The sequence below is a fragment of the Candidatus Blastococcus massiliensis AP3 genome (genome assembly GCF_000582785.1).
GTDB lineage: Bacteria > Actinomycetota > Actinomycetes > Mycobacteriales > Geodermatophilaceae > Blastococcus > Blastococcus massiliensis.
In genome coordinates this window covers 820,339-846,801 of the sequence record NZ_HG931173.1, presented here as the reverse complement: position 1 = coordinate 846,801, position 26,463 = coordinate 820,339, and the positions used below count along the sequence as shown (strand labels likewise).

The window sequence follows — 26,463 nt, the reverse complement described above, 5'->3', positions numbered from 1 at the left end:
CCACCCTCCAGGGTTACTCGACGGATTCTCGCGGATACCGGAGGTGACCCGATCGGTGACGTCACGTTGCCGCGAGATGACGCTGCGAGGTGGCCCGGCGCGTCGCCGTGCGCCTGCCCGGACGGGCTCCCGCGCCTGCCTAGCGTCGCGCCGTGGAGCGACGAGAGTTCCTGCTCACCCTCGCGGCCGGTCTGGCCGTGGCCGCCACTGCTCGCGGCGCGGTCACCGGGACGCGAGCAGGGGAGACCACGCCCGCCCCGGCCGCTGCACCCGCTCCGCCGTCGCCGGCAGCCGCCACCGCACCCCTGGCGCCGGCGGCGCTGCCGCCGCCGACCGGGGTGGTCACGGCGCTCCCGGGTGAGGGGAACGGGCTGGCGCTGACCATCGACGACGGCACGAACTCCGAGGTCGTCGCAGCCTTCGCCGCCCTGGCCGTCGACGCCGACGTCCGGCTGACCTTCTTCCCGAACGGGCGGTACCGGTCGTGGGAGGACAACGCCGCCGTCCTCCGGCCGCTCGCCGAGTCCGGGCAGATCGCCTTCGGCAACCACACGTGGTCCCACCCCGACCTGACCCGGCTCACCGACGCCGAGGTGGCCGAGGAGATCACCCGCAACCGGGACTTCCTGCGGAGGACCCTCGGCGTCCGCGAGACCCCGTTCTTCCGGCCGCCGTTCGGTGCCCGCGACGAGCGCACCGACCGGATCGCTGCCGACTGCGGGCATCCGACGATCGCGATGTGGAACGGCACGCTGGGCGATTCGCGGGTGCTGACCGGGCCCGAGCTCGTCGGGTACGCCCGCGAATGGTTCGCCGCGCAGACGATCGTCGTCGGGCACGCCAACCACCGGACGGTCACCACCGTCTACGGCGAGCTGCTCGACCTGATCCGCGAACGCGGGTTGCGCACGGTGACCCTGGCCGACGCCTGGGCCCCGCCCCCGCCGCTCTTCCAGGGCGTCGTGGCCACCGGCCGCGTCCCCCGCTGACCCGACCCGCTCCGACCTGCGGTCGACGACGTTCTCGGCGAGGCTGTCGGGAACCGACCGGAGCGTCACGTGGGGGACCGATGGAGGAGCCGCTGAAGGGGCGCGTCGCACTCGTCACCGGCGGTGCGAGCGGGCTGGGGAGAGCCACCGCGGTGGCCCTGGCCGAGGCCGGTGCGCACGTGGCGATCGCGGACATCGACGCCGCGGGCAGCGAGGCGACGCGGGGCCTGGTGGCCGACGCCGGGGGCTCGGCCGAGGTCGTCGCCCTGGACGTCACCGACGACGAGAGCCGGCGCACCGCGGTCGCCGGGCTGTTCGACCGGCACGGCGACAGCTTCGACATCCTGGTCAACGTCGCGGGCATCGACCGGCCGGGCTACATCACCGACATCGACCTCGCCGACTACCGGCGGGTGCAGGCGGTGAACTTCGAGGGACCGGTCTTCCTCACCAGCGAGTTCACCAAGCGGGTGCAGCACCTGCCGGAGGGGCGCACCGCCGACGTCGTGCACATCGTGTCGCTGTCGGCGATCACCTCCGGCAGCGGTGCCATCGCCTACAACGGGTCGAAGGCCGGGTTCCTCAACGGGACGAGGTGCATCCAGCGCGAGCTGCGGGAGAAGGCCGTGCGGCAGCCCGACGGCAGCGAACGGCCCTTCCCGTGCCGCGTGCAGTCGGTCATCCCGGCCGCGATGGACACGCCGATGATGGAGCAGTGGGGCATCCCGTCCCACCTGATGATGCCGCCGTCGGCCGTGGCCGAGATGGTGCGCACCCTCGTGCTGCTGCATCCCTCGGCGTTCGTCCCCGAGATGCAGATCGTGCCGCGACTCGAGCCGAACTTCCCCCGATGAGGAGGCAGCGCATGACCGTGCCCGATCCGCAGGACCCCACCCCCGACACCGCCATGGCGACGGGCCCCGAGGCGGGGCACGGCGGCCATCTCGGACCCGGTGACCTGTCGCCGAGCGAGGAGCGGCTGCTCGCCGCCCTCGAGCGCGACGTCGGACGGTCCGAGCCCGTCATCGCCGAGGTCCGGGCCGCCGAGGACGAGGGACCGCTCCCGGCCTCCGGCGGTCCGCCCGACGACGGGCTCGTACCGCGCTTCGAGGCCCCCGGCCAGGACTGACCCGCGCGGCCACACCCGGGTGAGGAGGAGGTCAGCGCTCGTGGAGCCGGAGGGCCAGGAGCGCGACGTCGTCCTCGACGCGCGGCGGCAGCAGGCGGGCCAGCAGCTCGTCGCACAGTTCGGCGACGGGGCGCCCGCCCAGGTCGCCGAGCGCACCGGCGAGCCGCGCGACGCCGTCGTCGAAGACCTGGTCGCGCCGCTCGACGAGGCCGTCGGTGTAGAGCAGGAGCGTGCCGCCGGGCTCGAGGACGAGCTCGTGTTCCGCGCGCGGCCGGCTCGGGTCCACCCCGAGCATCAGCCCGGGGCGTGGGGTGTCGAGGACCTGCACGGCGCCGCTCCGGTCGCACACCAGCGGCGGCAGGTGCCCGGCGCTGGCCCAGCGCACCCGCGTGCGGCCGTCGTCGGAGCCGGGTGCGGCGTGCTCGAGCCGGCCCACCAGCACCGTGGCCAGCGCGCCCAGACCGAGCCCGTCGATGGCCGCGTCCAGCTGGCCGAGCACGGCGGCCGGGCCGGCGCTGCCGGCGTAGGCGATGCCCCGGAGCAGTCCCCGAAGCTGGGCCATGGTCGCCGCCGCGCGGGTGTCGTGGCCGGCGACGTCACCGATCACCAGGACCGTCGAGCCGTCGGACTGGTCGAACACGTCGTACCAGTCGCCGCCGACCTGGGCCTCGCGGGCGGCGGGCACGTATCGGACGGCGAGATCGCACCCCGCGGGCGGTACCGGCTCGGTCAGCAGGTTGCGCTGCAGGGTCTCCGCCGCGCGCACGACGCTGCGGGAGCGGGCGTAGAGCGCCTCGAGCAGGTGGGTGCGCAGCTCTCCTGCCTCGGCGACCTGCGCGGAGGTCCACGGGTCCGACCGGTCGCGCACGGTCTCCCGCCAGCGGTCGAAGGACTTGCGGGGGCTCAGCCGGATCTCGTCGCCCTCCTGCTCGGCGATCGCCTTGTTGTGCGGGTCGCCGCCCCAGTCGATGTGCCGCACGGCCTCGGCGCGGAACCAGAGCACGTACTGGCGCTCCGGCAGCGGCAGCACCAGGACGCCGGAGGCCGGCTCGACCGGAGTGGCGAGGAGCGGGGCGTCGCGCCGCAGCGAGTCGGTCGCGACGACGTCGTCCCCGTGGCTCGCGGCCCACGCGACCACCGCGTCGGCGACCCCGGGCGGCAGGGGGGTCCCGCTGCTGCCGGCCTGGCCCTGCAGGCGGACCGCGACGCCGTCGGCGGGCACGAGGTCCAGCAGGCCGGGGGAGCCCAGGAGCGAGTCGGTGAGCGCACGGTCCTCGTCGAGGGTGGCCGCGGTCATCCGGGTGAGCGTCGAGCGGGCCCGCAGCGCCCTGCTCACCTCGTCCTCCTCGGCGCGGTCGACCAGCCGCAGGGAGAGCGTCGAGCCGAGGAACTCCGCCGCCGCGCGGGTGGCGTACGGCGGGGCGTGGGGGCCGCTGTAGTGGTGGCAGGCGATGAGGCCCCAGAGCGTGTCGTCGCGCAGCAGCGAGATCGACATGGAGGCGCGCACGCCCATGTTCTTCAAGTACTCGATGTGGATCGGCGAGACGCTCCGCAGGGTCGAGTACGTCAGGTCCAGCGGCTCCCCGCTCACCGGGTGCGCCGTCGGCTGCAGCACCGCGGGCTCGTAGTCGACGTCGGAGATCAGCCGGATCCAGTTCTTCTCGTACAGCGCCCGCGCCTGGGCGGGGATGTCCGAGGCCGGGTAGTGCAGCCCCAGGAAGGAATTGGGCACGAGTTGCGAGCGCGCCTCGGCGACGACCTCGCCGTTGTAGTCGGCGTCGTAGCGGTAGACCATCACGCGGTCGAAGCCGGTCAGGGTGCGCACCGCCTGGGCGGTGATGTCGTAGAGCTCCTGGAGCGACGAGGCCCGGTTGAGCTCGCCGATGGTGCCGCGGACGGCCTGGTAGGTGTTCGGGAAGGAGAACGGCCGGGGCCCGCGCGCCGGTTCCAGCTCGACCACCAGGCTCGAGGTGGGCAGGTCGCCGGGGATCACCGTGCGGTGCAGGATCGCGTCGAACGGCACGCTCTCGCCCGCGACGTCGAGGACGAGCTCGACGGGGTTGCGCTCGCGGAGATCGCCGAAGGCGCCGGAGGAGCGGATCACCTCCGCGGCCGGGGCCTTGCCCAGGACGTCGGCCAGCGGGCGGCCCAGTGCCTGGTCCCACGGGACGCCGGTCAGTTCCGCGAGGTTCTCCGACACCTGCTGGACGACGCGGTCGGGGTCGCTCACGACGACGAGGACGCCGCGGGGCTGGATGCTCCCGGGCACGTGGATCGGCTCGCGCTCGCAGTTGGTCAGGTCGATCGGCGTGCCCGGTGCGAGGAACTCGATGTCGGGGCCGGCGCCGGTCATGCCCGCACGCCCGGCACCGCGGCGGGCCGGCACCAGTCGGCCAGGGCGGCGAAGGTCGTGCGGGCCGAGGCCAGCATCGTCGCGCTGTCGCCGCCGCCGGCCACACGTGCACGGGTGGCCCGCCGGAACGCCGCCCACATGGCGCCGGTCTCCTCGCCGTAGGGCGAGAAGGCGCGCACGCGGACACCGGCCAGGTCCAGCAGGCCGGCCAGGTGCCGGTCGATGAAGACGCCGCCCAGGGTGGAGCCCTCGAGCACGTACATGCGGCCCAGTGCCTCGTCGGTGCCGGGCACCGGAGGGAGCTGCGGCAGCGGCGCGGACGCCGCGGTCCCCAGGGCCCGCAGGTCCGCTGCGAACAGCTCCGCGCGGCGGCGGCGCGGCCACGCCACCGTCCCGGCGTCGACGGGGAAGGCGTCCGCCCACCGGTCGAGCCCGCTCTCGGCGGCCCGCCAGAAGCCGTGCATCAGGTCCAGCACGTGCGCCAGCCGCGCCCGGCTCAGCGACGGGTCGAGCAGGTCGAGGGTGCGTTCGACGTCGTCGTGCTCGGCCGCGGTGCCGGTGCGCAGCAGCCGCAGCACGTCTTCTTCCCCGAGCATCGCGTCGAGACTAGGCGACAGGTTCGGCGGGCCAGGAGAGCAACCGGTCGTCCCCGAGCACCGCGCCCGCGGAGGGGCGGTGCGGTGCCGGCCGGCCGTCGGGCATGAGGTGGGTGACCGGCACGTCCCGCGTCAGGACGGCGACGTCGGCGATCAGCCGCCGGTGGCACCGCCACCAGACGCTCTCGCTGCACATCACCGCCACGGTGGCGTCCGCCGCCTCGGCGAGCACCTCGTCGAGCGCGGTGGCGAACTCCGGCGTCCGGGTGTGCGCGGCGTACGCGGCGAACTGGGTCACGGTCCACCAGCCGTCCTCGACCGGCTCGCCGGCGGGGAGGCTGCGCCGGCCGCCGAGCCGGGCGTCCCAGCGGTAGCCGATGCCCAGCGCGGGGAGCCACTCCTCGAGCGCCTCCCGCCGGACGTCGGGGTTGACCCGGCTGCCGGGGAAACGGCGGACGTCGACGACGACCTCGACACCGGCCTGCGTCAGGGCCGCACCCAGGGCGGTCCGGTCGCGCGGGCCGTGGCCCACCGTCAGCAGTGGCACGGCACCTGCCTACCCGGTCGGGACGGCGGCGGCACGCGCCGTCATGCTCGGGGCGTGGGCGGGACGGGCGTGGAGCGGCGGACGTCGCTGTGGCGGCTCCGCGGCATGCAGGCCCTGTTCGGGGTGACGGCCCTGGGCTTCCTCAGCTACTCGCTCACCCTGGCCTCGCTGCCGGTGTACGCCGTGTCGGGGGGCGCGGCCGCGAGCACCGCCGGCGTGGTCACCGCCGTCTTCCTGGGCGTGACGATCGCCGTGCAGGCGACGATCCCCGCCCTGACCGCACGGTTCGGGGTCGGGCCGGTGCTAATCGTCGGTCTGGTGGCGATGGGTGTGCCCTCGCCCTTCTACGTGCTGGACGACGGCATGGCATCGATCTCCGCGCTGTCGGCCGTCCGTGGCGCCGGGTTCGCCGTCCTCACCGTGCTCGGCGCCACGCTGTCGGCGCAGGTGGCCCCGCCGGGGCGGCGCGGCGAGTCCATCGGGCTGTACGGCCTGGCCATCGCGCTCACCAACCTGGTGGCGGTGCCGGCCGGCGTGGCGCTGGTGCTCGGGGACTCGGTGGGCTGGCTGGCCTGGCTCAGCGCCTCGCCACTGCTCGGGGTGCCGCTCGTGCCGCTGCTCGTCCGCTCCGTGGCGGCGCAGCCGGCCGCAGGAGCGGCGGGGGCGAACCGTGCGGGGGTGCTGGCCGCACTCGCGCCGTCGCTCGTGCTGTTCGCCGTCACCCTGGCAGGCGGCGGCGTGGTGACCTTCCTGCCGATCGAGCGCCCCGACGGCGTGCTCGTGACGGTCGCCCTGCTGCTCTTCGGCGCCACCGGCGCGGTGGCCCGCTGGCGCGCGGGCACGCTCGCCGACCGCGTGGGACTCCGGTGGCTCTTGCCGCTGGGTCTCGCCACGGCGGCGGTGGGCATGGTGGTGATCGCGGCCGGCCTGGTCGCCGGCGACGCGTGGGTGCTGGTCGGGGCGGCGGTGTTCGGCGCGGGCTACGGCGCGATCCAGAACCTGACGCTGCTGAGCTCCTTCGTCCGCGCCGGCGACGACGGGGCGACGGCGGCGAGCGCCATGTGGAACGCCTCGTTCGACGCCGGGACGGCGACCGGCGCGCTCGCGCTCGGGGTGGTGGCCGCCGGCATCGGTCTGGACTGGACCTACGTCGTCGTGGCGGCCGTGCTCGCCGCGCTGCTGCCCGTGGCCGGCACGGCGGCCCGCCCCAGCCGGGCGGTCAGCCGGAGGCGCGACCGGCGGCGTGCAGCGACCGGATGAACAGGATCTCCTCGCCCGACCGGCGCAGCCACGTACGCAGCCCCTCGACGTCGCCGCGCGAGGAGTCGCGCAGCTGACCGAGGCCCACCTGGCGGGTGCTCGCCTGGGCGCGCTGTGCCGTGGGCAGCGCCCGCCCCTCGGCACGGGCGATCGCGGTCAGCCCGGCGCCCAGGAAGACGAGGTCGCGCACCTCGGTGAGCTCCTCGAGCAGCGCGTCGGCGGCCGGGTCGCCCGCGGCCAGCAGGGTGAGGAACTCGTCGGCGCGGCGCCGCCCGTCGGCGGCCGGATCGGAAGACGTCACGACACCACTGTCCCCCGGCCGGGCTGGCCGGGGGACAGGTGGGTGGGGGATCAGGCGTCCCGGCGGCGGAAGGTGAGGTAGCCGACCAGCAGGACCGCGGCGACCTCCGCGGCGAACACCGCGAAGCCGACCCACGGGTCCAGCAGGTTGGGGTTGAACGACACCGGAGCGGCGATCGGGGATCCGGCGTTGCCCGGCATCAGCTTGCCCGCCCAGTCGCCCCAGGCGCCGGGGAGCAGGAACACCATGTTGCCGATGACGAAGACCAGGGCCAGGACGGTCGACAGTGCTGCCGCGGTGTGCCGCACCAGCAGCCCGACGCCGGCCGCCAGCAGGCCGAGGCCGGCCATGTAGAGGCCGCTGCCGAACATCGACCGCAGCACTCCGTCGTCGCTCAGGGCCAGGCCGACGCCCTCGTTCTCGAGGAACCAGTTACCACCGAAGTAGCCGGCGAAGGCGGTCACGGTGCCGGCGACCAGGAGCGTCGCGCTGAGCACCAGGGCCTTGGCGGCCAGGACCGCGCCCCGGCGCGGGGTCGCGGCCAGCGTCGCCCGGATCATGCCGGTGCCGTACTCGCTGGTCACGGCCAGCGTGCCGAGCACGATCGCGGTGATCTGGGCGAACGTCATGCCGAAGGTGATGAACGAGCCGGGGTGCTCGTCGGCCTCGCTGCTGGCCAGCCACTCCGCGTTGGTGGCGCAGATCAGCACGGTCAGCCCCGCGCCGAGGACGAAGAGCATCACGGTCGACCACATGGTCGAGCGGACCGTCCAGAACTTGATCCACTCGGCGCGCAGCGTGGAGCCGAACCCGGGGCGGGGGCCGGGCACGTTGCGTCTCGGGTCGAGCGCGACGGTGCTGCTGGTGGCGGTGACGGTCATCGGGAGGCTCCGGCGGGGTCGGCCTCGCGCGCGGAGTACTCGACGCTCGAGGCGGTCAGGGTCATGAAGGCGTCCTCGAGGGAGGAGCGCACCAGGGTCAGTTCGTGCAGGTAGAGGCCCTTGTCGCCGACCAGCTCGCCCACGGCCGCGGCGTCCATGCCCTGGACGTGCAGCTCGCCGTCGACCGGGGTGACCTCGGCACCGGCGCCGCGCAGCAGGTCGGCGACCTGGCCGCGCTGGGGGGTGCGGACCCGGACGTAGGAGGCGGCGTGCTCGGCGATGAAGTCGGGCATCGAGCAGTCGGCGAGGATCCGGCCGCGGCCGATGACCAGCAGGTGGTCGGCGGTGAGTGCCATCTCCGACATCAGGTGGCTGGAGACGAACACGGTGCGGCCCTCGGTGGCCAGCCGGCGGGCGAGGTTGCGCACCCAGCGGATGCCCTCCGGGTCCAGCCCGTTGACCGGCTCATCGAGGACGACGACCGGCGGGTCGCCCAGCAGCGCGACGGCGATGCCCAGCCGCTGGCCCATCCCGAGGGAGAACTTGCCGACCCGGGTGTCGGCGACGTTCTCGAGGCCGACCAGCCCGAGCACCTCGTCCACCCGGGTACGCGGGATGCCGTTGCTCGCGGCCAGCCACCGCAGGTGGTCGCGCGCGGAGCGGCCGGGGTGCAGGGCGCGTGCCTCGAGCAGGGCGCCCACCTCCCGCAGCGGGGCGGGGGAGTCCTGGTAGCGGCGGCCGTTGACCGTCACGCTGCCCGCCGTCGGACGGTCGAGGCCGAGGGCCATGCGCATCGTCGTCGACTTGCCGGCGCCGTTGGGGCCGAGGAAGCCGGTCACCCGACCCGGCGCGACCGTGAAGGAGACGCCGTCGACGGCGGTCTTGGCGCCGTACTTCTTGGTGAGTCCGGAGGCGGTGATCATGGCCGCGCCCCGGTGTGCGAGATCGGTGAAGTCATGGCTGGAAGCCTGGCGGCGCACGGGTGTCCGGCACATCGGGGAGCGCCCTGAACGCACCCTGAACAGTCCCCTACGGGCATGCCCCCGTCAGGCGGGCCGGGCGAGCTCCGGCCGGAGCAGTCGGCGCAGCTGACGGGCGGCGGACTGCCCGGCGCGGTTGGCGCCGATCGTGCTCGCCGACGGGCCGTAGCCGACCAGGTGGATGCGGGGCTCGCCCGCGACGGAGGTGCCGTCCATGCGGATGCCGCCGCCGGGCGACCGGAGCTGCAGCGGGGCGAGGTGGCCGACGGCGGCGCGGAAGCCGGTCGCCCAGAGGATGGCGTCGGCCCGGACCGACCGGGCCGGGGAGGTGTCCGTGGCGTCCCACTCGACGCCGTCGGGGGTGATCCGGTCGAACATCGGCAGCCGGTCGAGCACGCCGCGGTCGAGGGCGTCCCGGATGTAGGGCGTGTTCGTGGACAGCCCGGTGACGCCGACGACGCTGCCCGGCCGGCGGCCTTCGCGGACGGCCTCCTCGACCAGGGCCACGGCCGCGCGACCGGCGTCCTCGTCGAACTCGTCGTCCCGCCAGACCGGTACGCGGCGGGTGACCCAGGTGGTGGAGGCGACCCGGCTGATCTCCCCGAGCAGCTGGGTGGCCGAGGAGCCGCCACCCACGACGACGACGTGCTGCCCGCGGAACGCCTCGGGGGAGCGGTAGTCGACGGTGTGCAGCTGGCGGCCGTGGAAGGTCTCCTGGCCGGGGTAGCGGGGGACGAACGGGCGGGTCCAGGTACCGGTGGCGTTCACCACCGCGCGGGCCGTCCAGGTGCCGGCGTCGCTCTCGACCCGGAACCGGTCGTCGGCGGTGCGACGGACGGCTCGGACGCGTACGGGCCGGAGCACCGGCAGGTCGAAGTGGCGTTCGTACTCGGCGAAGTAGGTGGGGACGGCCTCCACGGCGGGCGCGGTCCCGTCGTCGGGGACGAAGGGCAGGCCGGGCAGGTCGTGCACCCGGTGGGTGGTGCCGAGGGTGAGGGAGTCCCAGCGGTGCTGCCAGGCGCCGCCCGGCGCGGCCTCGGCGTCGAGGACGACGAACCCCGTGTGCGGGGGGAAGCCCTGGCGGAGCAGGCCGTAGGCGGTCGACAACCCGGCCTGACCGGCACCGATGACGACGACGTCGACGTCGCGGGGTGCCGGTGTGCTGCTCACCCCTGGATCAACCGATCCGGACCCCGGGTCCTTCCACCGCCACCCGGACGCGGTGGCACGTGGCGGTACGCCCACCCCTGAACGACGACGCGGGCCGGTCCTCGAGGACCGGCCCGCGTCGGGGTGGTGCGCCATCAGGGACTCGAACCCCGAACCCGCTGATTAAGAGTCAGCTGCTCTGCCAATTGAGCTAATGGCGCGTCGCCCGGCTGGCCGGGCAACGAGGGAGAACGATACCAGCGCGCCTCCCCGCCGGTGCGGGGTGAGGGGGAGGGCCTCGCCACACTCCGCCCGATACCGATTCGGCGTGCGTTTGCGCACGTCGGGGCCGTGGTGTGGGCGAACCGTGGACACTGGAGTCTCCGTGCACCCATCGCCTTCGGTGCCGGTTGGTGAGGGGGGCGCGAGGTGCGACGAGCAGCCGCAGTCCTGGCCGCGGGGACGCTGGTGTTCCTGGCCGGATGCAGTGGGGACGACGCCGGGAGCGACCCGGCCGGCAGCGCCGCGCCGCAGGTCGCGCTCGCTCCGGAGGACGGCGCCGCCGACGTCTCCCCGGTCACCCCGCTGGAGATCTCCGTCAGCGACGGCGAACTGGCCGGCGTCACCGTGGTCGACGATGCGGGTGCGCCCGTCGCCGGTGCGGTCGAGGAGGCCCCCGGGGGCGACTCGGGCACCGAGGTCTGGACGCCCGAGGCCCCGCTCGCCTACGGCACGACGTACACGCTGACCGCGACCGCCACGAACTCGGCCGACGAGGCGACGGAGGCGTCGACGACCTTCACCACCGTCACGCCCACGACCCTGTCCACGCCGTCGATCGGACCGCTCGACGGCACGACCGTCGGCGTCGGCATGCCGATCCGCGTCTACTTCGACGACCCGGTGACCGACAAGGCCGCGGTCGAGAGCCACCTGGTCGTCACCAGCTCCACGCCGACCGACGGGGTCTGGAGCTGGCTCAACGACAGCGAGGTGCACTTCCGGCCGTCGAAGTACTGGCCGGCGAACATCGACGTCACCCTCGACGCGAAGCTGTACGGCGTCGACTTCGGCGACGGCGTCTGGGGCGAGAAGGACCGCACGATCGAGTTCAGCATCGGGGACAGGCACGTCTCCATCGCCGACGCCTCGACGTTCACGCTCGACGTGTACGACGGCGACCGGCTGGTGCAGAGCTTCCCGATGAGCGCGGGCGGCCCCGAGTTCCCGAGCCGGAACGGGCCGCACGTGGTCACCGAGCTCAACCGCGACCGGGTGATGGACTCCAGCACCTACGGCGTCCCGGTCGACAGCCCGAACGGCTACCGCACCCCCGTCGAGTACGCGGTCCGGCTGTCCAACAACGGCGAGTTCGTGCACGCCGCTCCGTGGTCGGTGGCGCAGCAGGGGAACAGCAACGTCTCGCACGGCTGCATCAACCTCTCCACGGAGCGGGCGGCCTGGTTCTTCGACTTCTCGCAGCCCGGCGACGTCGTCGAGATCAAGAACTCGATCGGCCCGGCCCTCTCCGAGGCCGACGGCGACATCTCCGACTGGACCATCCCGTGGGACGAGTGGCAGGCCGGCAGCGCGCTCAAGTGAGCCGCGGCCGCTGGAGTTCCGGCAGGTCACGGGCGTTTCCTGTCTGCGGCCGTCGGGCATCCCTCCCGGCAACCGAGGGAGGCGCACCATGGATACCTGGCTCATCGTCGTACTCGTCGTCGTCGCAGTGGCGCTCATCGCGCTGCTGGTGCTGTTCCTGAGCAAGCGGTCGCGGGTCACCGGCGCCCGCAAGCGCGAGCAGGCCCGCGAGCAACTGCAGGAGGCGCAGATCCGCTCCGCCCGCGCGGACAAGGACCAGGCGATGGCCGAGGAGCAGTCGGCCCACGCCAGGCGGGAGCTCGCCGAGGTGCAGGAGCGCGCCGCCCTCGCCGAGCAGCAGGCCCGCGAGCGTGCTGCCAGCGCCGACGAGAACCGCTCGGCGGCCGAGGATCTCCGTGCCCGTGCCCACAAGGCAGCCCCCGACCTGGCCCGCGGCGACACGTCGAGGGACGACGGTGCTCCCGCCGGCCGGCACGCCGACCACCAGGACACGGTGCAGCCGGATGCCACCCAGGCGCCCCGTGGCGACGAGCAGGGAACCGGCGGCGCCACACGCCGCTGACTTCTGCCCCTCCGGGCGGTCCAATGATCGAGGACCGTCGACATCGGAGGGGCGCCATGACAGATCTGCTCGCCATCGGGACGCGCAAGGGGCTGTGGCTGGCCCGCAGCGGCGACGACCGGCGCACCTGGGCCGTCGACGGGCCGCACCTGCTGGCCCAGGAGGTGGCGGCCGTCTGCGTCGACACCCGCCGTCCGCAGCCGCGGATCCTCGCCGGCATCCAGTACGGGCACTGGGGCCCGACGGTCATGTGGTCCGACGACCTCGGCGCCACGTGGCAGGAGACCGAGCACGGCGGCATCCGCTTCCCCGAGGACGCCGAGGCCGCGCTGCTGCGGGTCTGGCAGCTGCGCCCCGACACCGCCGACCGACCCGACGTCGTGTGGGCCGGCTGCGAGCCGCAGTCGCTGTGGCGCAGCACCGACGGCGGCTGTCACTTCGAGCTGGTCCGCGGACTGTGGGACCACCCGCACCGGCCGACCTGGGAGCCCGGCGGCGGTGGGGGAGCGGTGCACACCGTGCTGCCCGACGCGGCTACCGACCGGGTCACCGTGGCGATGAGCACCGGTGGCGTCTACGTCAGCGAGAACGGCCGCGACGGCTGGGAGCCGCGCAACCGCGGCATCACCGCCCCGTTCCTGCCGGAGCCGCCCGAGTACGGCCAGTGCGTGCACAAGGTCGCCGTCGACGCGGCCGACCCCGACCGCATGTACGCCCAGAACCACTTCGGGGTCTTCCGCACCGACGACGCCGGCCGGCAGTGGATGTCGATCGCCGACGGGCTCCCGGCCGACTTCGGGTTCCCGATCGCCGCGTCGCCGAGCGCCCCCGGCACTGCCTGGGTGGTGCCGCTCGTGGCGGACATGCAGCGGGTTCCGCCGGACGGGAGGCTGCGCGTGCACCGCACCCGCGACGCCGGTACGACCTGGACCGAGTCGTCCGCCGGCTTGCCCGACGCCGCCTGGACGGCGGTCATGCGGGACGCGTTCTGCGTCGACGGGAACGACCCGACCGGGGTCTACGTCGGCACGCGCGACGGCTGCGTCTACGCCAGCGCGGACGAGGGGGACACGTTCGGCCTCGTCGTCGACCACCTGCCCGACGTCCTCGCCGTCCGGGCCTACCGGCTGCCGTGAGGGGCCGACGATGAGCGTCCAGGTGCTGCTGCCCGGTGCTCTCGCCGGACTGGCGGGCGGGGCCCGTCACCTCGAGCTGCAGCCTGAGGGCGGCACGCTGGCCGCCGTCCTCGATGCGCTCGCCGCCGAGCACCCGGTGCTGTGCCGCCGGATCCGGGACGAGACGGGGAACGTGCGCCGGTTCGTGAACGTCTACGTCGACGGCGAGGACGTGCGCTTCGCGGGGGGTCTGGGCACGCCGGTAGCGGACGGCGCCGAGGTGCAGGTACTCCCGTCGGTCGCGGGCGGCTGAGCCGTCAGGCTCCGTGCGTGGAGCGGGCTGGGGCGCCGTGCAGCGGATCGAACCGCTGGAAGCGTCTCAAGGGCATGGGTCGCCTTCTCTCCCTGACCGCCGCACTGTGTCTCAGCCTGGCCGCCTGCGGTACCGACGACGCCGTCGAGCGCATCCCCGCTCCAGCCTTAAGTCCGAGCACGGAGACGGCGGGCGGGGATCCCGTCGAGGCACCGTCGTGGTACGGCCAGCGGCGGGAACTCCCGAGCTGCGGGGTCGACGAGCCGTCCACCGAGGGCTATCCCAACCTGGAGGCGCGCACCTGTTTCCGGGAGGCCTTCGACGCCGGCCGGCCGGCCGAGCTGACCCACTCCTCGTACGGCGACGAGGGGGAGTCCATCCGCGCGCACTTCCGCGTGCTCGGCGACGGTCGCTACGAGATCGTCGGTGAGCGGTTCCCCGGGGCCCCGCCCTCCGGCGGACACGGATGGGTCCGGTACGAGTGCGAACGGTTCGTGTTCTTCGGTAGCCCCGGTGCGGAGAGCGACGGCGCTCCCTGGATCGACTACGGAGGCGAGTGCGAGCTCGTCGAGTCCGTCGAGAAATAGCGCCGGAGCGTCAGAGAGCGGCGAGCTCGGCGCAGGCGGCGCAGAGCTGCTGGTCCTCGTAGCCCTCCGGCGGCCACGGCAGCTGCTCGTCGATGGAGACGTAGGCGCCGCACAGCGCCTTGCGGCTCTGTCCGGCCACCCGACCGATCGTGGCGTGCGCCGGTCCGATCTGGCGGGGCTGGAGCCCGTTCGCCCCGAAGGCGCCGACCATCACGACCGCGTGGGCTGTGCCGTACGCGTAGACGCTGGTCATGACGTCAGGGTCCGAGCCATCGCGCCCCGGGGCCAGCACCGCCGGGTGCGTGTTCGGCGCACCCGTCACACCCGTCCCGCCCGTCGCGGATCGCGACGTCGGATCTGCTACCGGTGGCCGAGCGCCACCGCGAGAGCCGCCCGGACCTCGGCGATCTCCGCCTCGCCGGCCGGGAGCTGCGGGAGCCGCATGGCCGCGCTCGGGATGAGCCCCAGCAGGGTCAGCGCGAGCTTCGAGCGGAGCGCTCCGTTGCGCGAGCCGCAGATGACGTCGATGGCGGGCAGTGCCGAGCGGAACACCTCGCGGGCCCGCACCGGCTCACCGCCCTCGGCCAGGGCGATGACGTGCGCGAGTTCGTCGCCGACCAGGTGCCCGGCCATGCTCACCAGCCCGACGGCGCCCACCGAGAGGAACGGCAGCAGCATGGCGTCGTCGCCGCAGTACCAGGCCAGTCCGGTGTCGTCGATCCGCCGCAGAGCGGCCGCCGGGTCCTCCGTCGCGTCCTTCACCGCGGTGATGCGCGGGTGCTCGCCGAGCCGGCGCAGCGAGTCCGGGTCCAGTCGCAGGCCGGTCCTGGCCGGGACGTCGTAGAGCATCACCGGGAGGTCGGTGGCGTCGGCGACGGCGGTCAGGTGCGCGACCACGCCGTCCTGCGAGGGGCGCGAGTAGTACGGGGTCACGGCCAGCAGTCCGTCGGCGCCGGCGGCCGCGGCCTGCCGCGCCAGGCCGACCGCGTGCCGGGTGTCGTAGGAGCCGGCGCCGGCCAGCACGACCCCGCGGCCGTCCACGGCCTCGACCACCGCACGCACCAGGTCGGCCTTCTCCTGGTCCGACGTCGTGGGCGCCTCGCCGGTGGTGCCGTTGACCACCAGGCCGTCGTGCCCGGAGTCGAGGAGGTGGACGGCGAGACGTGCGGCGGCGTCCAGGTCCAGGGCTCCGTCGTCGGTCATCGGTGTGACCATCGCGGTGAGCAGCGCGCCGAAGGGGCGTTCGGCGGAAGGTCCCGGCATGGGGGGAACCTACTGGCTGTCCACGGTGTGACCGGGGACTCAGTGCGGTCAGAGCTGACCGCTATGTTGACCGCAGCCTCCGGCCGGAGGCGTTCTCCGACCCCCGGGGGTGGCCGTGCAGTCCGCGCTCTACGAAGCCGAGCACGAGGCGTTCCGCGCGATGGTGCGCGACTTCCTCGCCAAGGAGGCCGTTCCCCACCAGGCCGACTGGGAGGCCGCCGGGGTGGTCGACCGCTCCGTGTGGCTCAAGGCCGGCGCGCAGGGCCTGCTCGGCATGGACGTGCCCGAGGAGTTCGGCGGCGGTGGGATCGACGACTTCCGCTACAACGCCGTGCTCTCCGCCGAGATCAGCCGGGCCGGCGCCAGCGGGCTGGGTTTCACCCTGCAGAACGACGTCGTCGCGCCGTACCTGACCGGGCTGTGCACGGACGAGCAGAAGCAGCGCTGGCTGCCCGGCGTCGTCAGCGGCGAGATCATCACCGCGATCGCCATGACCGAGCCGCACGCGGGCTCCGACCTCCAGGGCCTGAAGACGACGGCCCGCCGGGACGGCGACGAGTGGGTGCTCAACGGCTCCAAGACGTTCATCACCAACGGCATCAACGCCGACCTCGTCATCGTGGTCTGCCGCACCGACCCCGAGGCCGGGGCCCGCGGCTTCTCGCTGCTGGTCGTCGAGCGCGGGATGCCCGGCTTCGAGCGCGGCCGGAACCTGGAGAAGGTGGGCCTCAAGGCGCAGGACACCGCGGAACTGTTCTTCGAGGACGTCCGCGTGCCGGCGGCCAACCTGCTCGGCACCGAGGGGCACGGCTTCTTCCACCTCATGGAGAACCTGCCCCAGGAGCGGCTGTCCATCGCCGCGGGCGCGGTCGCCTCCGCCCGCATCCTGCTGGACCTCACTGTCCAGTACTGCAAGGACCGCACCGCGTTCGGCAAGCCGATCGGGAAATTCCAGAACACCCGTTTCGAACTCGCCGAGATGCACACCGAGGTCTCCATCGCCGAGACCTACCTCGAGAAGGCGATCCTCGAGCACAACGCTCGCCGGTTCACCGCCGAGGACGCCGCCATGGCCAAGTGGTGGACGACGGAACTGCAGAAGCGGGTCATCGACCGGTGTCTGCAGTTGCACGGCGGCTACGGCTACATGCTGGAGTACCCGGTCGCCAAGGCGTATCTCGATTCGCGCATCCAGACCATCTACGGCGGGACGACCGAGATCATGAAGGAGATCGTCGGCCGCTCGCTGGGTGTCTGAGGTCGCGCGCCGCACCTCGCCCCCGTCGTCCCGCCCTGGAGGCCAGCAGTTGAGCACCCCCGATCAGCCCGCTCCGACCGTCCTCACCGAGCGGGCCGGCAACGTCCTGCTCGTCACGATCAACCGGCCGCAGGCACGCAACGCCCTGGACCTCGACGTCGCCACCCGGCTCGCCGATGCCTTCGACGCGGCGGAGTCCGAGCCGGAGATCCGCTGCGTCGTGCTCACCGGGGCGGGGGACCAGGCGTTCTCCGCCGGGGCCGACCTCAAGGCACTCGCGCGCGGCGAGCGGGCGATCGTCCCGGGCCGCGAGCACTACGGCTTCGCCGGCGTCGTGCGCCACCCGACGAGCACCCCCGTGATCGCCGCGGTCAACGGTGCGGCGCTGGGCGGAGGCACCGAGTTGGCGCTCGCCGCGGACCTGGTCGTCGCCGCCGAGCACGCCACCTTCGGCGTGCCGGAGGTCAAGCGTGGCCTGCTCGCCGCGGCCGGTGGCGTCTTCCGGCTGCCCGAACAGCTGCCCCGCAAGGTGGCCATGCGGCTGGTCCTCACCGGCGAACCGATGAGCGCCGCGGAGGCGCTCCGCTGGGGTCTGGTCAACGAGGTCGTCCCGGCCGCGGACGTGGTGCCGACGGCGATGAGGCTCGCCGAGGTCATCGCGGCCAACGCCCCGCTCGCGGTGCAGGCCAGCAAGCGGCTCGCGCTCGGGCTCTTCGACGGCGACCGGCCGGCGGAGGCCGAGCTGTGGGAGCGCTCGGGCGAGGAGATGGGGCGCCTGTTCACCTCGAACGACGCCGCCGAGGGCATGCGGGCGTTCGCGGAGAAGCGGCCCCCGCAGTGGACGGCCGGCTGACGTCGGCCGCCGGGTCCAGCCTCCAGCCTCGATAGAGCAGGGGTGGTCCACCCACGGGTGAGCGCGCCTTCCCGGGGGCAGGTATGCCGGTCATGAGCACCTCTGCGCTGCGGCTGCCCGACGCTCTGCAGGCGCTCCGCGACCTCCTGGCCGCCGCACCCCTGCACCTCGACGTCCCCGGCCGGGACGAGGCGAGCCGGTCGGCCCGCGCCGTCGTCGACCAGATCGACGACTACCTGCTGCCGCGGCTGCGTGACCTCGATGCCCCGTTGCTCGCGGTGGTCGGGGGTTCGACGGGGGCCGGCAAGTCCACCTTGGTCAACAGCCTGCTCGGCACGCCGGTCACCACCGCCGGCGTGCTCCGGCCGACCACCCGCGCACCGGTGCTCGTCTGCTCGCCGGCCGACCGAGCCGCGTTCGCCGGCGACCGCGTGCTGCCCGGCCTGGCGCGGACCACCGGGGAGGGCGAGGTCACCGGCGGCCTGCGGCTCGTGGTCAGCGACGCGCTGCCGGCCGGGTTGGCGGTCCTCGACGCCCCCGACGTCGACTCCGTGGTCGAGACCAACCGCGAGCTCGCCGGCCAGCTGCTCGCGGCGGCCGACCTGTGGGTGTTCGTGACGACGGCGGCCCGCTACGCCGACGCCGTTCCGTGGGAGCTGCTGCGCACGGCGCAGGAGCGAGGCACCGCGCTGGCCGTCGTCCTCGACCGGGTGCCCCCGGAGGCGGCCGGCGAGATCGCCGCCGATCTGGGCGGCATGCTGCGCAGCGCGGGGCTGGAGGCGGCCCGGCTGTTCGTCGTCGAGGAACGGCCGCTCGTCGACGGCTACCTGCCCGAGGACCAGGTCGGCCCGCTGCGCACGTGGCTGCACGGCCTGGCGGCCGACCAGGAGCAACGTGCCGCCGTCGTCCGGCAGACGCTCGCCGGCGCGCTGGACAGCCTCGGCGCGCGGGTCGACGGGGTGGCCGAGGGCGTGGCCCGGCAGGCAGCCGCCGCGACCGCCCTGCGCGAGACCGCGGAGGCGGCCTACGCGCAGGCGGGCACGACGGTGTCCGACGGCGTCGCCAGTGGTGCGCTGCTGCGGGGCGAGGTGCTCGCCCGGTGGCAGGAGTTCGTCGGCACCGGGGAGTGGATGCGCACTCTGCAGGGGCAGGTCGGGCGGCTGCGCGACCGGCTCACGGCGACGCTCACCGGCCGCCCGTCGGCCGGTGTCGGGGTGCAGCAGGCGCTGGAGTCCGGGGTGGAGGTGCTCCTGCGGGACGCCGCCGACGAGGCGGCGGAGCGGACCGTCACGGCGTGGCGTGCCACCGCCGGTGGACCGGCTCTGCTGACCGGCCGGCAGCAGGAGCTGGAGGCGGCCTCCCCGGACTTCCCGGACGCGGCCGCCGCCGAGGTGCGCGACTGGCAGGGGGCGGTCCTGGACCTCGTGCGCAGCGAGGGTGCCGACAAACGCACCCGCGCACGGGCCTACTCGTGGGGCGTCAACGGCGCCGGAGCCGTGGTGATGGTCGCGGTGTTCGCCTCGACCGGCGGGCTCACCGGTGGCGAGGTGGCCGTGGCCGGCGGGACGACGGCGGTGGGCCAGCGGGTGCTCGAGGCGGTGTTCGGCGACTCCGCGGTGCGGGCCCTCGCCGCCCGTGCGCGGGCGGACCTCGAGCAGCGGGCGGACCGGTTGCTCACCTTCGAACGGGCACGGTTCGACGAGCTGGTCGACGCCGCCGCACCGCAGCCGGGCGACGTCGAGGAGCTCCGCGCCGCGACCGCCGAGCTGGACGCCGCCCGGCGGGCGCAGCGATGAGGCGGCGGGATCGCGGCGGAGCGCCGCTGGGGGAGCGGCTGGCCGCGCTGCGCGAGGCGGTCGAGGTGGCCGAGGAGCGGCTGGACGTGCCCGACATCGCCCACGCCCGCACGCTGCTGGCCAAGGCCGGCGCGCGGGAGGCCCTGGGCGACGCCACGGTCGTCGCGCTCGCCGGCGCGACCGGGAGCGGCAAGTCCACGCTCTTCAACGCGCTGTCCGGCGCCGAGGTGAGCACGCCGGGGGTGCGCCGGCCGACCACCGGGGTGGCGCACGCCTCGGTCTGGGGCGAGGCCGACGCCGACCGGCTGCTGGACTGGCTGGAGGTGCCGCGGCGGCACCGGGTGGCCGACGCCGACCCGGGGCTGGACGGGCTCGTGCTGCTGGACCTGCCCGACCACGACAGCGTCCGGCTCGAGCACCGGCTGGAGGTCGATCGGCTGGTCGAGCTCGTCGACGTGCTGGTGTGGGTGCTCGATCCACAGAAGTACGCCGATGCCGCGGTGCACGACCGGTACCTGGCGCCGATGGCCGGACACGCCGGGGTGCTCGTCGTGGTGCTCAACCAGATCGACCGACTCGACGAGCAGGCGGCCGCCACGTGTCTGGCCGATCTGCGCCGGCTGCTCGACGGCGAGGGGCTCGCCGACACCCCGATCGTCGCGACCTCGGCCCGCACCGGCGCGGGCCTCTTCGACCTGCAGGCCGAGCTGACCCGTCGCGTCACCGCACGGAAGGCCGCGACCGAGCGCCTCACCGCCGACGTGCGGGCGACGGCCGCGGCGCTCGCCGTCCACTGCCCCGACGGTGACGCCGGTTCGCCGGCGGGGGGCGCCGCCGAGGCCGAGCTCGCCGGTGCCCTCGCGGACGCGGCAGGCGTGCCGGTGGTCGCTGCGGCGGTCGAGCGCTCCGCCCGGCGGGACGGCTCGGCGCGCACCGGGTGGCCGCCGCTGCGCTGGGTCCGCAAGCTGCGCCCTGACCCGCTGGGCCGACTGCACCTGGGGGACGAGCGGGCGCGCTCCTCCCTGCCGGCCGCGGGCGCGGTGCAGCAGGCCGCCATGACCGCGGCGCTGCGCCGCGTCCGCGCCGCAGCCGGCGAGGGGCTGCCGCAGGCCTGGCGGGACGAGCTGCGGCGTACCGCGGACCGGGCGGAGTCGGGTCTGGCCGACCGGCTGGACCAGGCGGTGACCGGCACGGACCTCGGTCCGGGCCGCGTGCCGCTGTGGCAGCGCGCGGTCGGCGGACTGCAGTGGCTGCTGCTCGCCGGTGCGCTGGTCGGCGCGGTCTGGCTGCTCGTGCTGGGTGTCCTCGGCTGGCTGCAGCTCGGCGACGTCCTGCCGCTGCCGGACGTCGAGGGCATCCCGGTGCCCACGCTGCTGCTGGTGGCGGGCCTGCTCGGGGGAGCGCTGCTCGCCGTCCTGGCCCGGCCCTTCGTGCGCGCGGGTGCGCGGCGACGACGACGCCGGGCGGAGGCGCGGCTCACCGCGCGCGTGGCGGAGGTGGCCCGGGTCGAGGTGCTGGCGCCGCTGGACGAGACGGTCGAGGACGTGCGGACCTTCTGCGCCGCCGTCGCCCGCGCCGGCGGCTGATCCGCGCGCCCTGTCTGCGCAGTCCGGGAGCACCGGCCCGGCTTGTTGCAAGTGGTTTGCAATAGAGTCGGGATCCCAGGTCGACGGAGGGATCCCGCATGCGCGCAGCCACGACGTACGGCCGGCCGGTCGCGGTCGCCGCCGTGCTGGCCGTCGCCCTCACCGCGTGCGCCGACGCCGGCCCGGAGACGGTCGCGGCAGCTCCCAGCGAACTGCGCCTGGCGATCGGCGGCGAGCCGGAGGACGGCTTCGACCCGACGCTGGGTTGGGGCCGGTACGGGTCACCGCTGTTCCAGTCCACGCTGCTCACCCGGGACGCGAACCTCGACGTCGTGCCCGACCTGGCCACCGGGTGGTCCATCAGCGACGACGGGCTGGTGTGGACCGTCGACCTCCGGACCGACGCCCGGTTCAGCGACGGCGAGCCGGTGACCGCCTCCGACGTCGCCTACACGTTCACGACGGCGAGCGAGAGCGGCGGCCTCACCGACGTCACCGCCCTGCGCGAGGCCGTGGTCGTGGACGACGACACCGTCGAGCTCCGGCTCGAGCGTCCGCAGAGCACCTTCGTGAACCGGCTGATCGGCCTCGGCATCGTCCCCGAGCACGCGCACGGGCCCGACTACGCGCGCAACCCGGTGGGCTCCGGACCGTTCGAGCTGGTGCAGTGGGACCAGGGCCAGCAGCTCATCGTCGAGCGCAACGACGACTACTACGGCGCGGCACCCGCCTTCGAGCGGATCGTCTTCCAGTTCACCGGCGAGGACGCCTCGATCGCCGCGGCATCGGCCGGCCAGCTCGACATGGCCGCCGTGCCGGCCCAGCTCGCCGGCACCCAGGTGCCCGGCATGCGGCTGGTCCCGGTGCAGTCGGTGGACAACCGCGGCATCACCTTCCCGTACGTCCCCGACACCGGGGAGACCACCGACGACGGTGCGCCGATCGGCAACGACGTCACCTCCGACCTCGCCGTCCGGCAGGCGATCAACCTCGCCGTCGACCGGCAGGCACTGGTCGACGGCGTCCTGGAGGGCCACGGCTCACCCGCCACCGGTCCCGTCGACGGCCTGCCCTGGCACGAGCCGGAGTCCGCCATCGAGGACGCCGACCCGGAGGCCGCCGAGGAGCTCCTGGAGGAGGCCGGCTGGACCGACTCCGACGGCGACGGCGTGCGGGAGAAGGACGGCGTCCGCGCGTCGTTCGCGCTGCTCTACCCGGCGTCGGACTCGCTGCGCCAGGACCTGGCGCTCTCGGTGGCCGACATGGTCGCCCCCATCGGCGTCGACATCACGCCGCAGGGCGAGAGCTGGGACGCGATCTACGCGCGCATGCACTCCGACGCGGTCCTCTTCGGCTGGGGCAGCCTCGACCCGACCGAGATGTACAACCTCTACTCCTCGAGCCAGGCCGGGGTGGAGTCCTGGAACCCCGGCTTCTACGCGAACCCGGACGTCGACGCCGAGCTCGAGGCGGCCATGACGGCGACCGACCCCGACGAGGCGAACCGGCACTGGCGGGCCGCCCAGTACGACGGCGAGGACACGGGCTTCGGGCCCTCCGGGGACGCCGCGTGGGCGTGGCTGGTCAACCTCGACCACACCTATTTCGTCGACGAGTGCCTGGACATCGGTGAGCCGCGGATCGAGCCGCACGGCCACGGCTGGCCGATCACGGCGGGGATCGCCGGCTGGCAGTGGAGCTGCTGACCCGCGCGATGCGGGGGCTGGCCGGGCGCCTGGTCCGGCTGGTCCTGCTGCTGGCGGCCGTGGCGACGGCGTCCTTCGCCCTGATGGTGAACTCGCCGGTGGACCCGGTCGACGCCTACGTGGGTGGTGACGTCGCCGCGATCGGGCCCGAGCAGCGGGCGCAGATCGCCGAGCGGTGGGGGCTGGGCGACCCCCCGCTGGAGCGCTTCACCGCGTGGCTCGGCAACGTCGCCCAGGGCGATCTCGGCCGCTCGCTCACGGTCAACCAGCCGGTCACCGAGGTCATCGGCGAGCGCTTCCTGACCAGCCTGGCACTCATGGCGACCGCCTGGGTCCTCTCGGGGATCGTCGGTTTCGCGCTGGGGGTGCTCGCCGGTGTCCGTCAGGGGCGGTTCACCGACCGTGCGGTCTGCTGGTGGGCGTACACCCTGGCCTCGGCGCCGACGTTCTGGGTCGGCCTGCTGCTGCTCTACGTCTTCTCCGTGTCGCTCGGCTGGACGCCGGTCTGCTGCGCGGCGCCGGTCGGCGTGCTGGCCGACGACGTCACGCTGCTGGACCGGCTGCACCACCTGGTCCTGCCCGCGCTCACCCTCTCGGTCGTGGGCGTCGCGCCCGTCGTCCTGCACACGCGCCACGCCGTCATCGAGGCGATGGCCAGCGACCACGTCGCCTTCGCCCGCGCCCAGGGGGAGTCGACCCGCGGCGTGGTCGTGCACTCGGTGCTGCGCAACGCCGCGGCGCCGGCGGTCCTGCTGCAGTTCGCCTCGCTGGGGGAGCTGTTCGGCGGGTCGGTGCTGGCCGAGCAGGTGTTCTCCTATCCCGGCCTCGGCGCGGCCACGACGCAGGCCGCGCTCGGCCAGGACGTGCCGCTGCTGCTGGGCATCGCGCTGTTCACGACGGTGTTCGTCTTCGTCGGCAACCAGACGGGTGACCTGGTGCACGCGCGCCTGGACCCCCGGGTCACCCGCGACCTCGGTCGGGCCCGCCGCCCCCGCTGGGGCCGCGGCGAGCCGGCCGAACCGCTGCTGGCACCGGACCCCCTGCCCGCCCCGCAGCCCGCCGGTCAGGGCACCCGATGACCGCCGTCCTCGAGCCGGTGCGGCGCGGGCCGCGGTTCGACCGGCGCCGCCGCACCCTCTGGTACGTCGGCGTCGCGCTCGCCGTCGTGGTGGGCGTGGTCGTGGCCGGTGGGCTGGCCGCCGACCCGGCCCAGACCACGAGCCTCACCGACCGCAACCTCGGGCCCTCGGCCCAGCACTGGTTCGGCACCGACCGGCTGGGCCGGGACATGCTCGCGCGCACGCTGGCCGGCCTGCGGCTGAGCCTGGTGGTCGGCGTGACCGCCGCGGTGGTCTCCGCGGCCATCGCCCTGGTGCTGGCATGCCTGGCGGCGGTGTTCGGCGGCGTCGTCGACCGGGCCGTCGGCTGGCTGGTCGACCTCTTCCTCGCCCTGCCGCACCTGGTGCTGCTGATCCTGCTCGCCTTCGCCCTGGGCGGCGGGACCGACGCCGTGATCGTGGCCGTCGCGCTGACGCACTGGCCCACGCTCACCCGCGTGCTGCGCGGCCGGGCGCGCGAGGTCATGTCGTCGGACTACGTCGCGATCTCGCGGCAGCAGGGCCACGGCCGGGCCTGGATCGCCCGCAGGCACCTGGCCGGTCATCTCACCGGGCACTTCCTCGTCGGCACGGTGCTGCTCTTCCCGCACGCGATCCTGCACGAGGCGGCGCTGTCGTTCCTCGGCCTGGGCGTCGACCCGGGGGAGCCCTCGATCGGCATCCTGCTGGCCGAGTCGATGCGCTACCTCACCGCCGGCGCGTGGTGGCTCGCCGTCCTGCCGGGGCTGTGCCTGCTGGTCGTCGTCAAGCTCGTCGACACGATCGGCAACAACACCCGGGCCCTGCTCGATCCGCGGAGCCACCACCTGTGAGCGCGGTGCTGGAGGTGCGGGGGCTGGAGGTCGACTTCCTCCAGTACGAGCGGGGGCTGCGGCGGCGCACCGTGCACGCCCTGACCGGCATGGATCTCACCGTGGCGGCCGGCGAGGTCGTCGCCCTGGTGGGTGCCAGCGGCGCGGGCAAGAGCCTGCTCGCCCACGCCGTCCTCGGGCTGCTGCCGCCCAACGCCCTGGAGCGCGGGGAGGTGCTGCTCGACGGCGACCCGCTGGACCCCGCCGGCCGCCGCCGGCACGCGGGCCGAGGCATGTCGCTGCTGCCGCAGGCAGCGAGCTTCCTCGACCCGCTCCGCACCGTCGGCAGCCAGGTGCGGCGCTCGGCGCGACTGACCGGGCACCGCGATCCGCGGCGCGGGGCCGCCGAGGCCCTCGAACGGCGGGGCCTCGGGCCCGAGGTGCTGCGCCGCTACCCGCACGAGCTCTCCGGCGGCATGGCGCGACGGGTGCTGGTCGCGATGGCCACCATGGCCGATCCACGGGTGCTGTTCGCCGACGAACCCACCACCGGGCTGCCGCCCGCCGACGTCCGCGCGACGCTCGAGGGGTTCCGCGGCATGGCCGACGCCGGGAGCGCCGTCGTGCTCATCACCCACGAGTTGAGTGCGGCGCTCGAGGTGGCCGACCGGGTGGTGATCGCCCGCGACGGGCGCACCGTCGACGTCGCCGACCCTGCCGCCTTCACCGGCGACGGCGCCGCGCTCAGCCACCCGTACACCCGAGCGCTCTGGCAGGCGCTCCCGGGCAACGGCTTCCGTGTGGTGGAGGGCGTCTGATGCTCCAGGCCGAGGAGCTCTGGTTCCGCTACGCCGCCGACCGGCCGTGGGTGCTCGCGGGCGTGGACCTGCGGGTCGAGGCCGGCGAGGTGGTCGGGCTGTGCGGGCCCAGCGGTGGTGGCAAGAGCACCCTCGGCCGGCTGCTCGCCGGTCACGCGCGGCCCGACCGGGGCCGGGTCACCGTCGACGGCGAGGTGCCGCGCTCGCGCCGGGCGCCGCACCCGGTGCAACTGGTGCTCCAGCACCCCGAGCGCGCCATGGATCCCCGCTGGACGGTGCGCCGGATCCTGGCCGCCGCGGACGCCGGAGCGGCCGACGAGCGGCTCGTGCCCGCGGCCTGGCTGGACCGGTACCCCCACGAGATCAGCGGCGGCGAGCTGCAGCGCGTCAACCTCGCCCGGGCGCTGCTCGCACGACCCCGCTACCTGGTGGCCGACGAGATCAGCGCGAGCCTCGACGCGGTCACCCAGGCGCGGATCTGGACGCTGCTCCTCGAGCGCTGCCGCGAGGCGGGCATCGGCGTCCTGGCCGTCTCGCACGACCGGCCGCTGCTGGACGCCGTCGCCGGCCGGGTTCTGGACTGGACGCCGTCGCCGGTGGAGGAGCGACCCTCCTAGGAGGTCAGCTCCGCCGCCGCGATCATCCGGCTGAGCGTCTCCACCCAGGCGGCACGGACCGGAGCGGGCCGGCCGTCGACGACGGCATGCGCTCCGCCGGCCAGTGTGCCGTCCGACGCCACGGCCTCGAAGCTCAGGCGGAACAGCAGATCGGCGATGGTCTGGGGAGGCAGTCCGGCATCCACGAGGGGCTGCAGGATCCACTGGCGCGGGTCCACGACCGGTGTTCGTGCGGACCGGTGCGTCCGGATGCACCGGACGACGGAAACGATGGAACGACTACATCGGTTGTG

At 74.5% G+C, this 26,463-nt stretch carries 28 protein-coding genes and 1 tRNA gene; 18 read left to right on the top strand and 11 right to left on the bottom strand.

The window, feature by feature from the left end; all coding sequences use genetic code 11:
* Positions 1-152 precede the first annotated feature (152 nt).
* From BN344_RS04105 to BN344_RS04095, 3 genes are all read left to right on the top strand, one after another.
* Positions 153-989: a polysaccharide deacetylase family protein gene (locus BN344_RS04105; RefSeq protein WP_051515534.1), complete on the top strand. Its 837-nt coding sequence runs from the start codon at positions 153-155 to the stop codon at positions 987-989.
* Between the two features lie 80 nt (positions 990-1,069).
* The gene (locus BN344_RS04100) at positions 1,070-1,843 is read left to right on the top strand and encodes an SDR family NAD(P)-dependent oxidoreductase (protein ID WP_040337080.1); all 774 of its coding nucleotides are present in this window, start codon (positions 1,070-1,072) and stop codon (positions 1,841-1,843) included.
* Between the two features lie 11 nt (positions 1,844-1,854).
* Entirely contained in the window at positions 1,855-2,118 is a 264-nt protein-coding gene (locus BN344_RS04095; RefSeq protein ID WP_040337079.1) for a hypothetical protein, read from the top strand.
* 31 nt (positions 2,119-2,149) lie between these two features.
* Here the strand turns inward: BN344_RS04095 and BN344_RS04090 are convergent, their stop codons facing one another.
* The 3 genes from BN344_RS04090 to BN344_RS04080 are packed head-to-tail and all read right to left on the bottom strand — an operon-like array spanning position 2,150 to position 5,614.
* Entirely contained in the window at positions 2,150-4,471 is a 2,322-nt protein-coding gene (locus tag BN344_RS04090) for a SpoIIE family protein phosphatase (RefSeq protein ID WP_040337928.1), read from the bottom strand.
* Positions 4,468-5,067: a biliverdin-producing heme oxygenase gene (locus tag BN344_RS04085; RefSeq protein ID WP_040337078.1), complete on the bottom strand. Its 600-nt coding sequence runs from the start codon at positions 5,065-5,067 to the stop codon at positions 4,468-4,470. Before BN344_RS04085 ends, BN344_RS04090 begins: the two co-directional genes overlap by 4 nt.
* A 10-nt stretch (positions 5,068-5,077) precedes the next feature.
* Positions 5,078-5,614, bottom strand: a complete 537-nt coding sequence (locus BN344_RS04080) for a DUF488 domain-containing protein (protein ID WP_040337077.1) — start codon at positions 5,612-5,614, stop codon at positions 5,078-5,080.
* Between the two features lie 54 nt (positions 5,615-5,668).
* Here BN344_RS04080 and BN344_RS04075 point away from each other — a divergent pair, with 54 nt between their 5' ends.
* Positions 5,669-6,874, top strand: coding sequence for an MFS transporter (locus BN344_RS04075; protein WP_231486485.1), 1,206 nt, complete (start codon positions 5,669-5,671; stop codon positions 6,872-6,874).
* Here the strand turns inward: BN344_RS04075 and BN344_RS04070 are convergent.
* The 5 genes from BN344_RS04070 to BN344_RS04050 all read right to left on the bottom strand — a co-directional run bounded on the left by BN344_RS04070 (position 6,834) and on the right by BN344_RS04050 (position 10,406).
* Entirely contained in the window at positions 6,834-7,175 is a 342-nt protein-coding gene (locus BN344_RS04070) for a hypothetical protein (protein ID WP_040337076.1), read from the bottom strand. The two genes, BN344_RS04075 and BN344_RS04070, sit on opposite strands and share 41 nt — an antisense overlap.
* 50 nt (positions 7,176-7,225) lie before the next feature.
* Positions 7,226-8,056 carry an ABC transporter permease subunit gene (locus tag BN344_RS04065; protein WP_040337075.1) on the bottom strand — a complete coding sequence of 277 codons (831 nt, stop codon included), beginning with the start codon at positions 8,054-8,056 and terminating at the stop codon, positions 7,226-7,228.
* Entirely contained in the window at positions 8,053-8,979 is a 927-nt protein-coding gene (locus tag BN344_RS04060; RefSeq protein WP_040337074.1) for an ABC transporter ATP-binding protein, read from the bottom strand. Before BN344_RS04060 ends, BN344_RS04065 begins: the two co-directional genes overlap by 4 nt.
* 123 nt (positions 8,980-9,102) lie before the next feature.
* Positions 9,103-10,206 (bottom strand): NAD(P)-binding domain-containing protein, encoded by a 1,104-nt coding sequence (locus tag BN344_RS04055; RefSeq protein WP_040337073.1) that lies wholly within the window; start codon positions 10,204-10,206, stop codon positions 9,103-9,105.
* Positions 10,207-10,330: 124 nt separating this feature from the next.
* Positions 10,331-10,406 (bottom strand) — tRNA-Lys (locus tag BN344_RS04050).
* 208 nt (positions 10,407-10,614) lie between these two features.
* Between BN344_RS04050 and BN344_RS04045 the strand changes: the two genes are divergently transcribed.
* From BN344_RS04045 to BN344_RS04025, 5 genes are all read left to right on the top strand, one after another.
* Positions 10,615-11,787, top strand: a complete 1,173-nt coding sequence (locus BN344_RS04045) for a L,D-transpeptidase (RefSeq protein ID WP_040337072.1) — start codon at positions 10,615-10,617, stop codon at positions 11,785-11,787.
* A gap of 88 nt (positions 11,788-11,875) precedes the next feature.
* The gene (locus BN344_RS04040; RefSeq protein ID WP_040337071.1) at positions 11,876-12,349 is read left to right on the top strand and encodes a hypothetical protein; all 474 of its coding nucleotides are present in this window, start codon (positions 11,876-11,878) and stop codon (positions 12,347-12,349) included.
* A 56-nt stretch (positions 12,350-12,405) separates the two neighbouring features.
* Entirely contained in the window at positions 12,406-13,485 is a 1,080-nt protein-coding gene (locus tag BN344_RS04035; protein ID WP_040337070.1) for a sialidase family protein, read from the top strand.
* 10 nt (positions 13,486-13,495) lie between these two features.
* Positions 13,496-13,777: a ubiquitin-like small modifier protein 1 gene (locus BN344_RS04030; protein WP_040337069.1), complete on the top strand. Its 282-nt coding sequence runs from the start codon at positions 13,496-13,498 to the stop codon at positions 13,775-13,777.
* Between the two features lie 74 nt (positions 13,778-13,851).
* The gene (locus BN344_RS04025) at positions 13,852-14,364 is read left to right on the top strand and encodes a hypothetical protein (protein WP_040337068.1); all 513 of its coding nucleotides are present in this window, start codon (positions 13,852-13,854) and stop codon (positions 14,362-14,364) included.
* 10 nt (positions 14,365-14,374) lie between these two features.
* Here BN344_RS04025 and BN344_RS04020 read toward each other — a convergent pair whose 3' ends face one another.
* Together BN344_RS04020 and dapA are read right to left on the bottom strand one after the other, a co-directional pair.
* A complete protein-coding gene (locus BN344_RS04020) occupies positions 14,375-14,617 on the bottom strand; it encodes a hypothetical protein (RefSeq protein ID WP_040337926.1) in 243 nt (80 codons plus the stop codon).
* Between the two features lie 107 nt (positions 14,618-14,724).
* Positions 14,725-15,627, bottom strand: coding sequence for a 4-hydroxy-tetrahydrodipicolinate synthase (dapA, locus tag BN344_RS04015; protein WP_040337067.1), 903 nt, complete (start codon positions 15,625-15,627; stop codon positions 14,725-14,727).
* Positions 15,628-15,736: 109 nt separating this feature from the next.
* Between dapA and BN344_RS04010 the strand changes: the two genes are divergently transcribed.
* The 9 genes from BN344_RS04010 to BN344_RS03970 all read left to right on the top strand — a co-directional run bounded on the left by BN344_RS04010 (position 15,737) and on the right by BN344_RS03970 (position 26,170).
* Positions 15,737-16,885 (top strand): acyl-CoA dehydrogenase family protein, encoded by a 1,149-nt coding sequence (locus BN344_RS04010; protein ID WP_243736166.1) that lies wholly within the window; start codon positions 15,737-15,739, stop codon positions 16,883-16,885.
* 49 nt (positions 16,886-16,934) lie between these two features.
* Positions 16,935-17,738 (top strand): crotonase/enoyl-CoA hydratase family protein, encoded by an 804-nt coding sequence (locus BN344_RS04005; protein ID WP_040337066.1) that lies wholly within the window; start codon positions 16,935-16,937, stop codon positions 17,736-17,738.
* 92 nt (positions 17,739-17,830) lie between these two features.
* A complete protein-coding gene (locus BN344_RS04000) occupies positions 17,831-19,534 on the top strand; it encodes a P-loop NTPase family protein (RefSeq protein WP_040337065.1) in 1,704 nt (567 codons plus the stop codon).
* Positions 19,531-21,120 (top strand): GTPase, encoded by a 1,590-nt coding sequence (locus BN344_RS03995; protein ID WP_040337064.1) that lies wholly within the window; start codon positions 19,531-19,533, stop codon positions 21,118-21,120. The genes BN344_RS04000 and BN344_RS03995 overlap by 4 nt, the downstream gene beginning before the upstream one ends.
* A 98-nt stretch (positions 21,121-21,218) precedes the next feature.
* On the top strand, positions 21,219-22,826 hold the full coding sequence (locus BN344_RS03990; protein WP_040337063.1) for an ABC transporter substrate-binding protein: 1,608 nt from the start codon (positions 21,219-21,221) through the stop codon (positions 22,824-22,826).
* The gene (locus BN344_RS03985; RefSeq protein ID WP_197022223.1) at positions 22,814-23,905 is read left to right on the top strand and encodes an ABC transporter permease; all 1,092 of its coding nucleotides are present in this window, start codon (positions 22,814-22,816) and stop codon (positions 23,903-23,905) included. Before BN344_RS03990 ends, BN344_RS03985 begins: the two co-directional genes overlap by 13 nt.
* Positions 23,902-24,756: an ABC transporter permease gene (locus tag BN344_RS03980; protein ID WP_040337062.1), complete on the top strand. Its 855-nt coding sequence runs from the start codon at positions 23,902-23,904 to the stop codon at positions 24,754-24,756. The genes BN344_RS03985 and BN344_RS03980 overlap by 4 nt, the downstream gene beginning before the upstream one ends.
* Positions 24,753-25,553, top strand: a complete 801-nt coding sequence (locus BN344_RS03975) for an ATP-binding cassette domain-containing protein (protein WP_051515531.1) — start codon at positions 24,753-24,755, stop codon at positions 25,551-25,553. Before BN344_RS03980 ends, BN344_RS03975 begins: the two co-directional genes overlap by 4 nt.
* Entirely contained in the window at positions 25,553-26,170 is a 618-nt protein-coding gene (locus BN344_RS03970) for an ABC transporter ATP-binding protein (protein ID WP_081788345.1), read from the top strand. The genes BN344_RS03975 and BN344_RS03970 overlap by 1 nt, the downstream gene beginning before the upstream one ends.
* On the opposite strand, the gene BN344_RS03965 is transcribed toward BN344_RS03970, so the two are convergent.
* The gene (locus BN344_RS03965; protein ID WP_040337060.1) at positions 26,167-26,388 is read right to left on the bottom strand and encodes a hypothetical protein; all 222 of its coding nucleotides are present in this window, start codon (positions 26,386-26,388) and stop codon (positions 26,167-26,169) included. The two genes, BN344_RS03970 and BN344_RS03965, sit on opposite strands and share 4 nt — an antisense overlap.
* Positions 26,389-26,463 lie beyond the last annotated feature (75 nt).

Coding starts and splice junctions, on each gene's coding strand:
- BN344_RS04060 (WP_040337074.1), bottom strand. CDS start 8,979: ATGATCACCGCCTCCGGACTCACCAAGAAGTACGGCGCCAAGACCGCC.
- BN344_RS03970 (WP_081788345.1), top strand. CDS start 25,553: ATGCTCCAGGCCGAGGAGCTCTGGTTCCGCTACGCCGCCGACCGGCCG.
- BN344_RS03990 (WP_040337063.1), top strand. CDS start 21,219: ATGCGCGCAGCCACGACGTACGGCCGGCCGGTCGCGGTCGCCGCCGTG.
- BN344_RS04035 (WP_040337070.1), top strand. CDS start 12,406: ATGACAGATCTGCTCGCCATCGGGACGCGCAAGGGGCTGTGGCTGGCC.
- BN344_RS04095 (WP_040337079.1), top strand. CDS start 1,855: ATGACCGTGCCCGATCCGCAGGACCCCACCCCCGACACCGCCATGGCG.
- BN344_RS04030 (WP_040337069.1), top strand. CDS start 13,496: ATGAGCGTCCAGGTGCTGCTGCCCGGTGCTCTCGCCGGACTGGCGGGC.
- BN344_RS04100 (WP_040337080.1), top strand. CDS start 1,070: ATGGAGGAGCCGCTGAAGGGGCGCGTCGCACTCGTCACCGGCGGTGCG.
- BN344_RS04040 (WP_040337071.1), top strand. CDS start 11,876: ATGGATACCTGGCTCATCGTCGTACTCGTCGTCGTCGCAGTGGCGCTC.
- BN344_RS04090 (WP_040337928.1), bottom strand. CDS start 4,471: ATGACCGGCGCCGGCCCCGACATCGAGTTCCTCGCACCGGGCACGCCG.
- BN344_RS04025 (WP_040337068.1), top strand. CDS start 13,852: ATGGGTCGCCTTCTCTCCCTGACCGCCGCACTGTGTCTCAGCCTGGCC.
- BN344_RS04085 (WP_040337078.1), bottom strand. CDS start 5,067: ATGCTCGGGGAAGAAGACGTGCTGCGGCTGCTGCGCACCGGCACCGCG.
- BN344_RS03995 (WP_040337064.1), top strand. CDS start 19,531: ATGAGGCGGCGGGATCGCGGCGGAGCGCCGCTGGGGGAGCGGCTGGCC.
- dapA (WP_040337067.1), bottom strand. CDS start 15,627: ATGCCGGGACCTTCCGCCGAACGCCCCTTCGGCGCGCTGCTCACCGCG.
- BN344_RS04000 (WP_040337065.1), top strand. CDS start 17,831: ATGAGCACCTCTGCGCTGCGGCTGCCCGACGCTCTGCAGGCGCTCCGC.
- BN344_RS04065 (WP_040337075.1), bottom strand. CDS start 8,056: ATGACCGTCACCGCCACCAGCAGCACCGTCGCGCTCGACCCGAGACGC.
- BN344_RS04020 (WP_040337926.1), bottom strand. CDS start 14,617: ATGACCAGCGTCTACGCGTACGGCACAGCCCACGCGGTCGTGATGGTC.
- BN344_RS03980 (WP_040337062.1), top strand. CDS start 23,902: ATGACCGCCGTCCTCGAGCCGGTGCGGCGCGGGCCGCGGTTCGACCGG.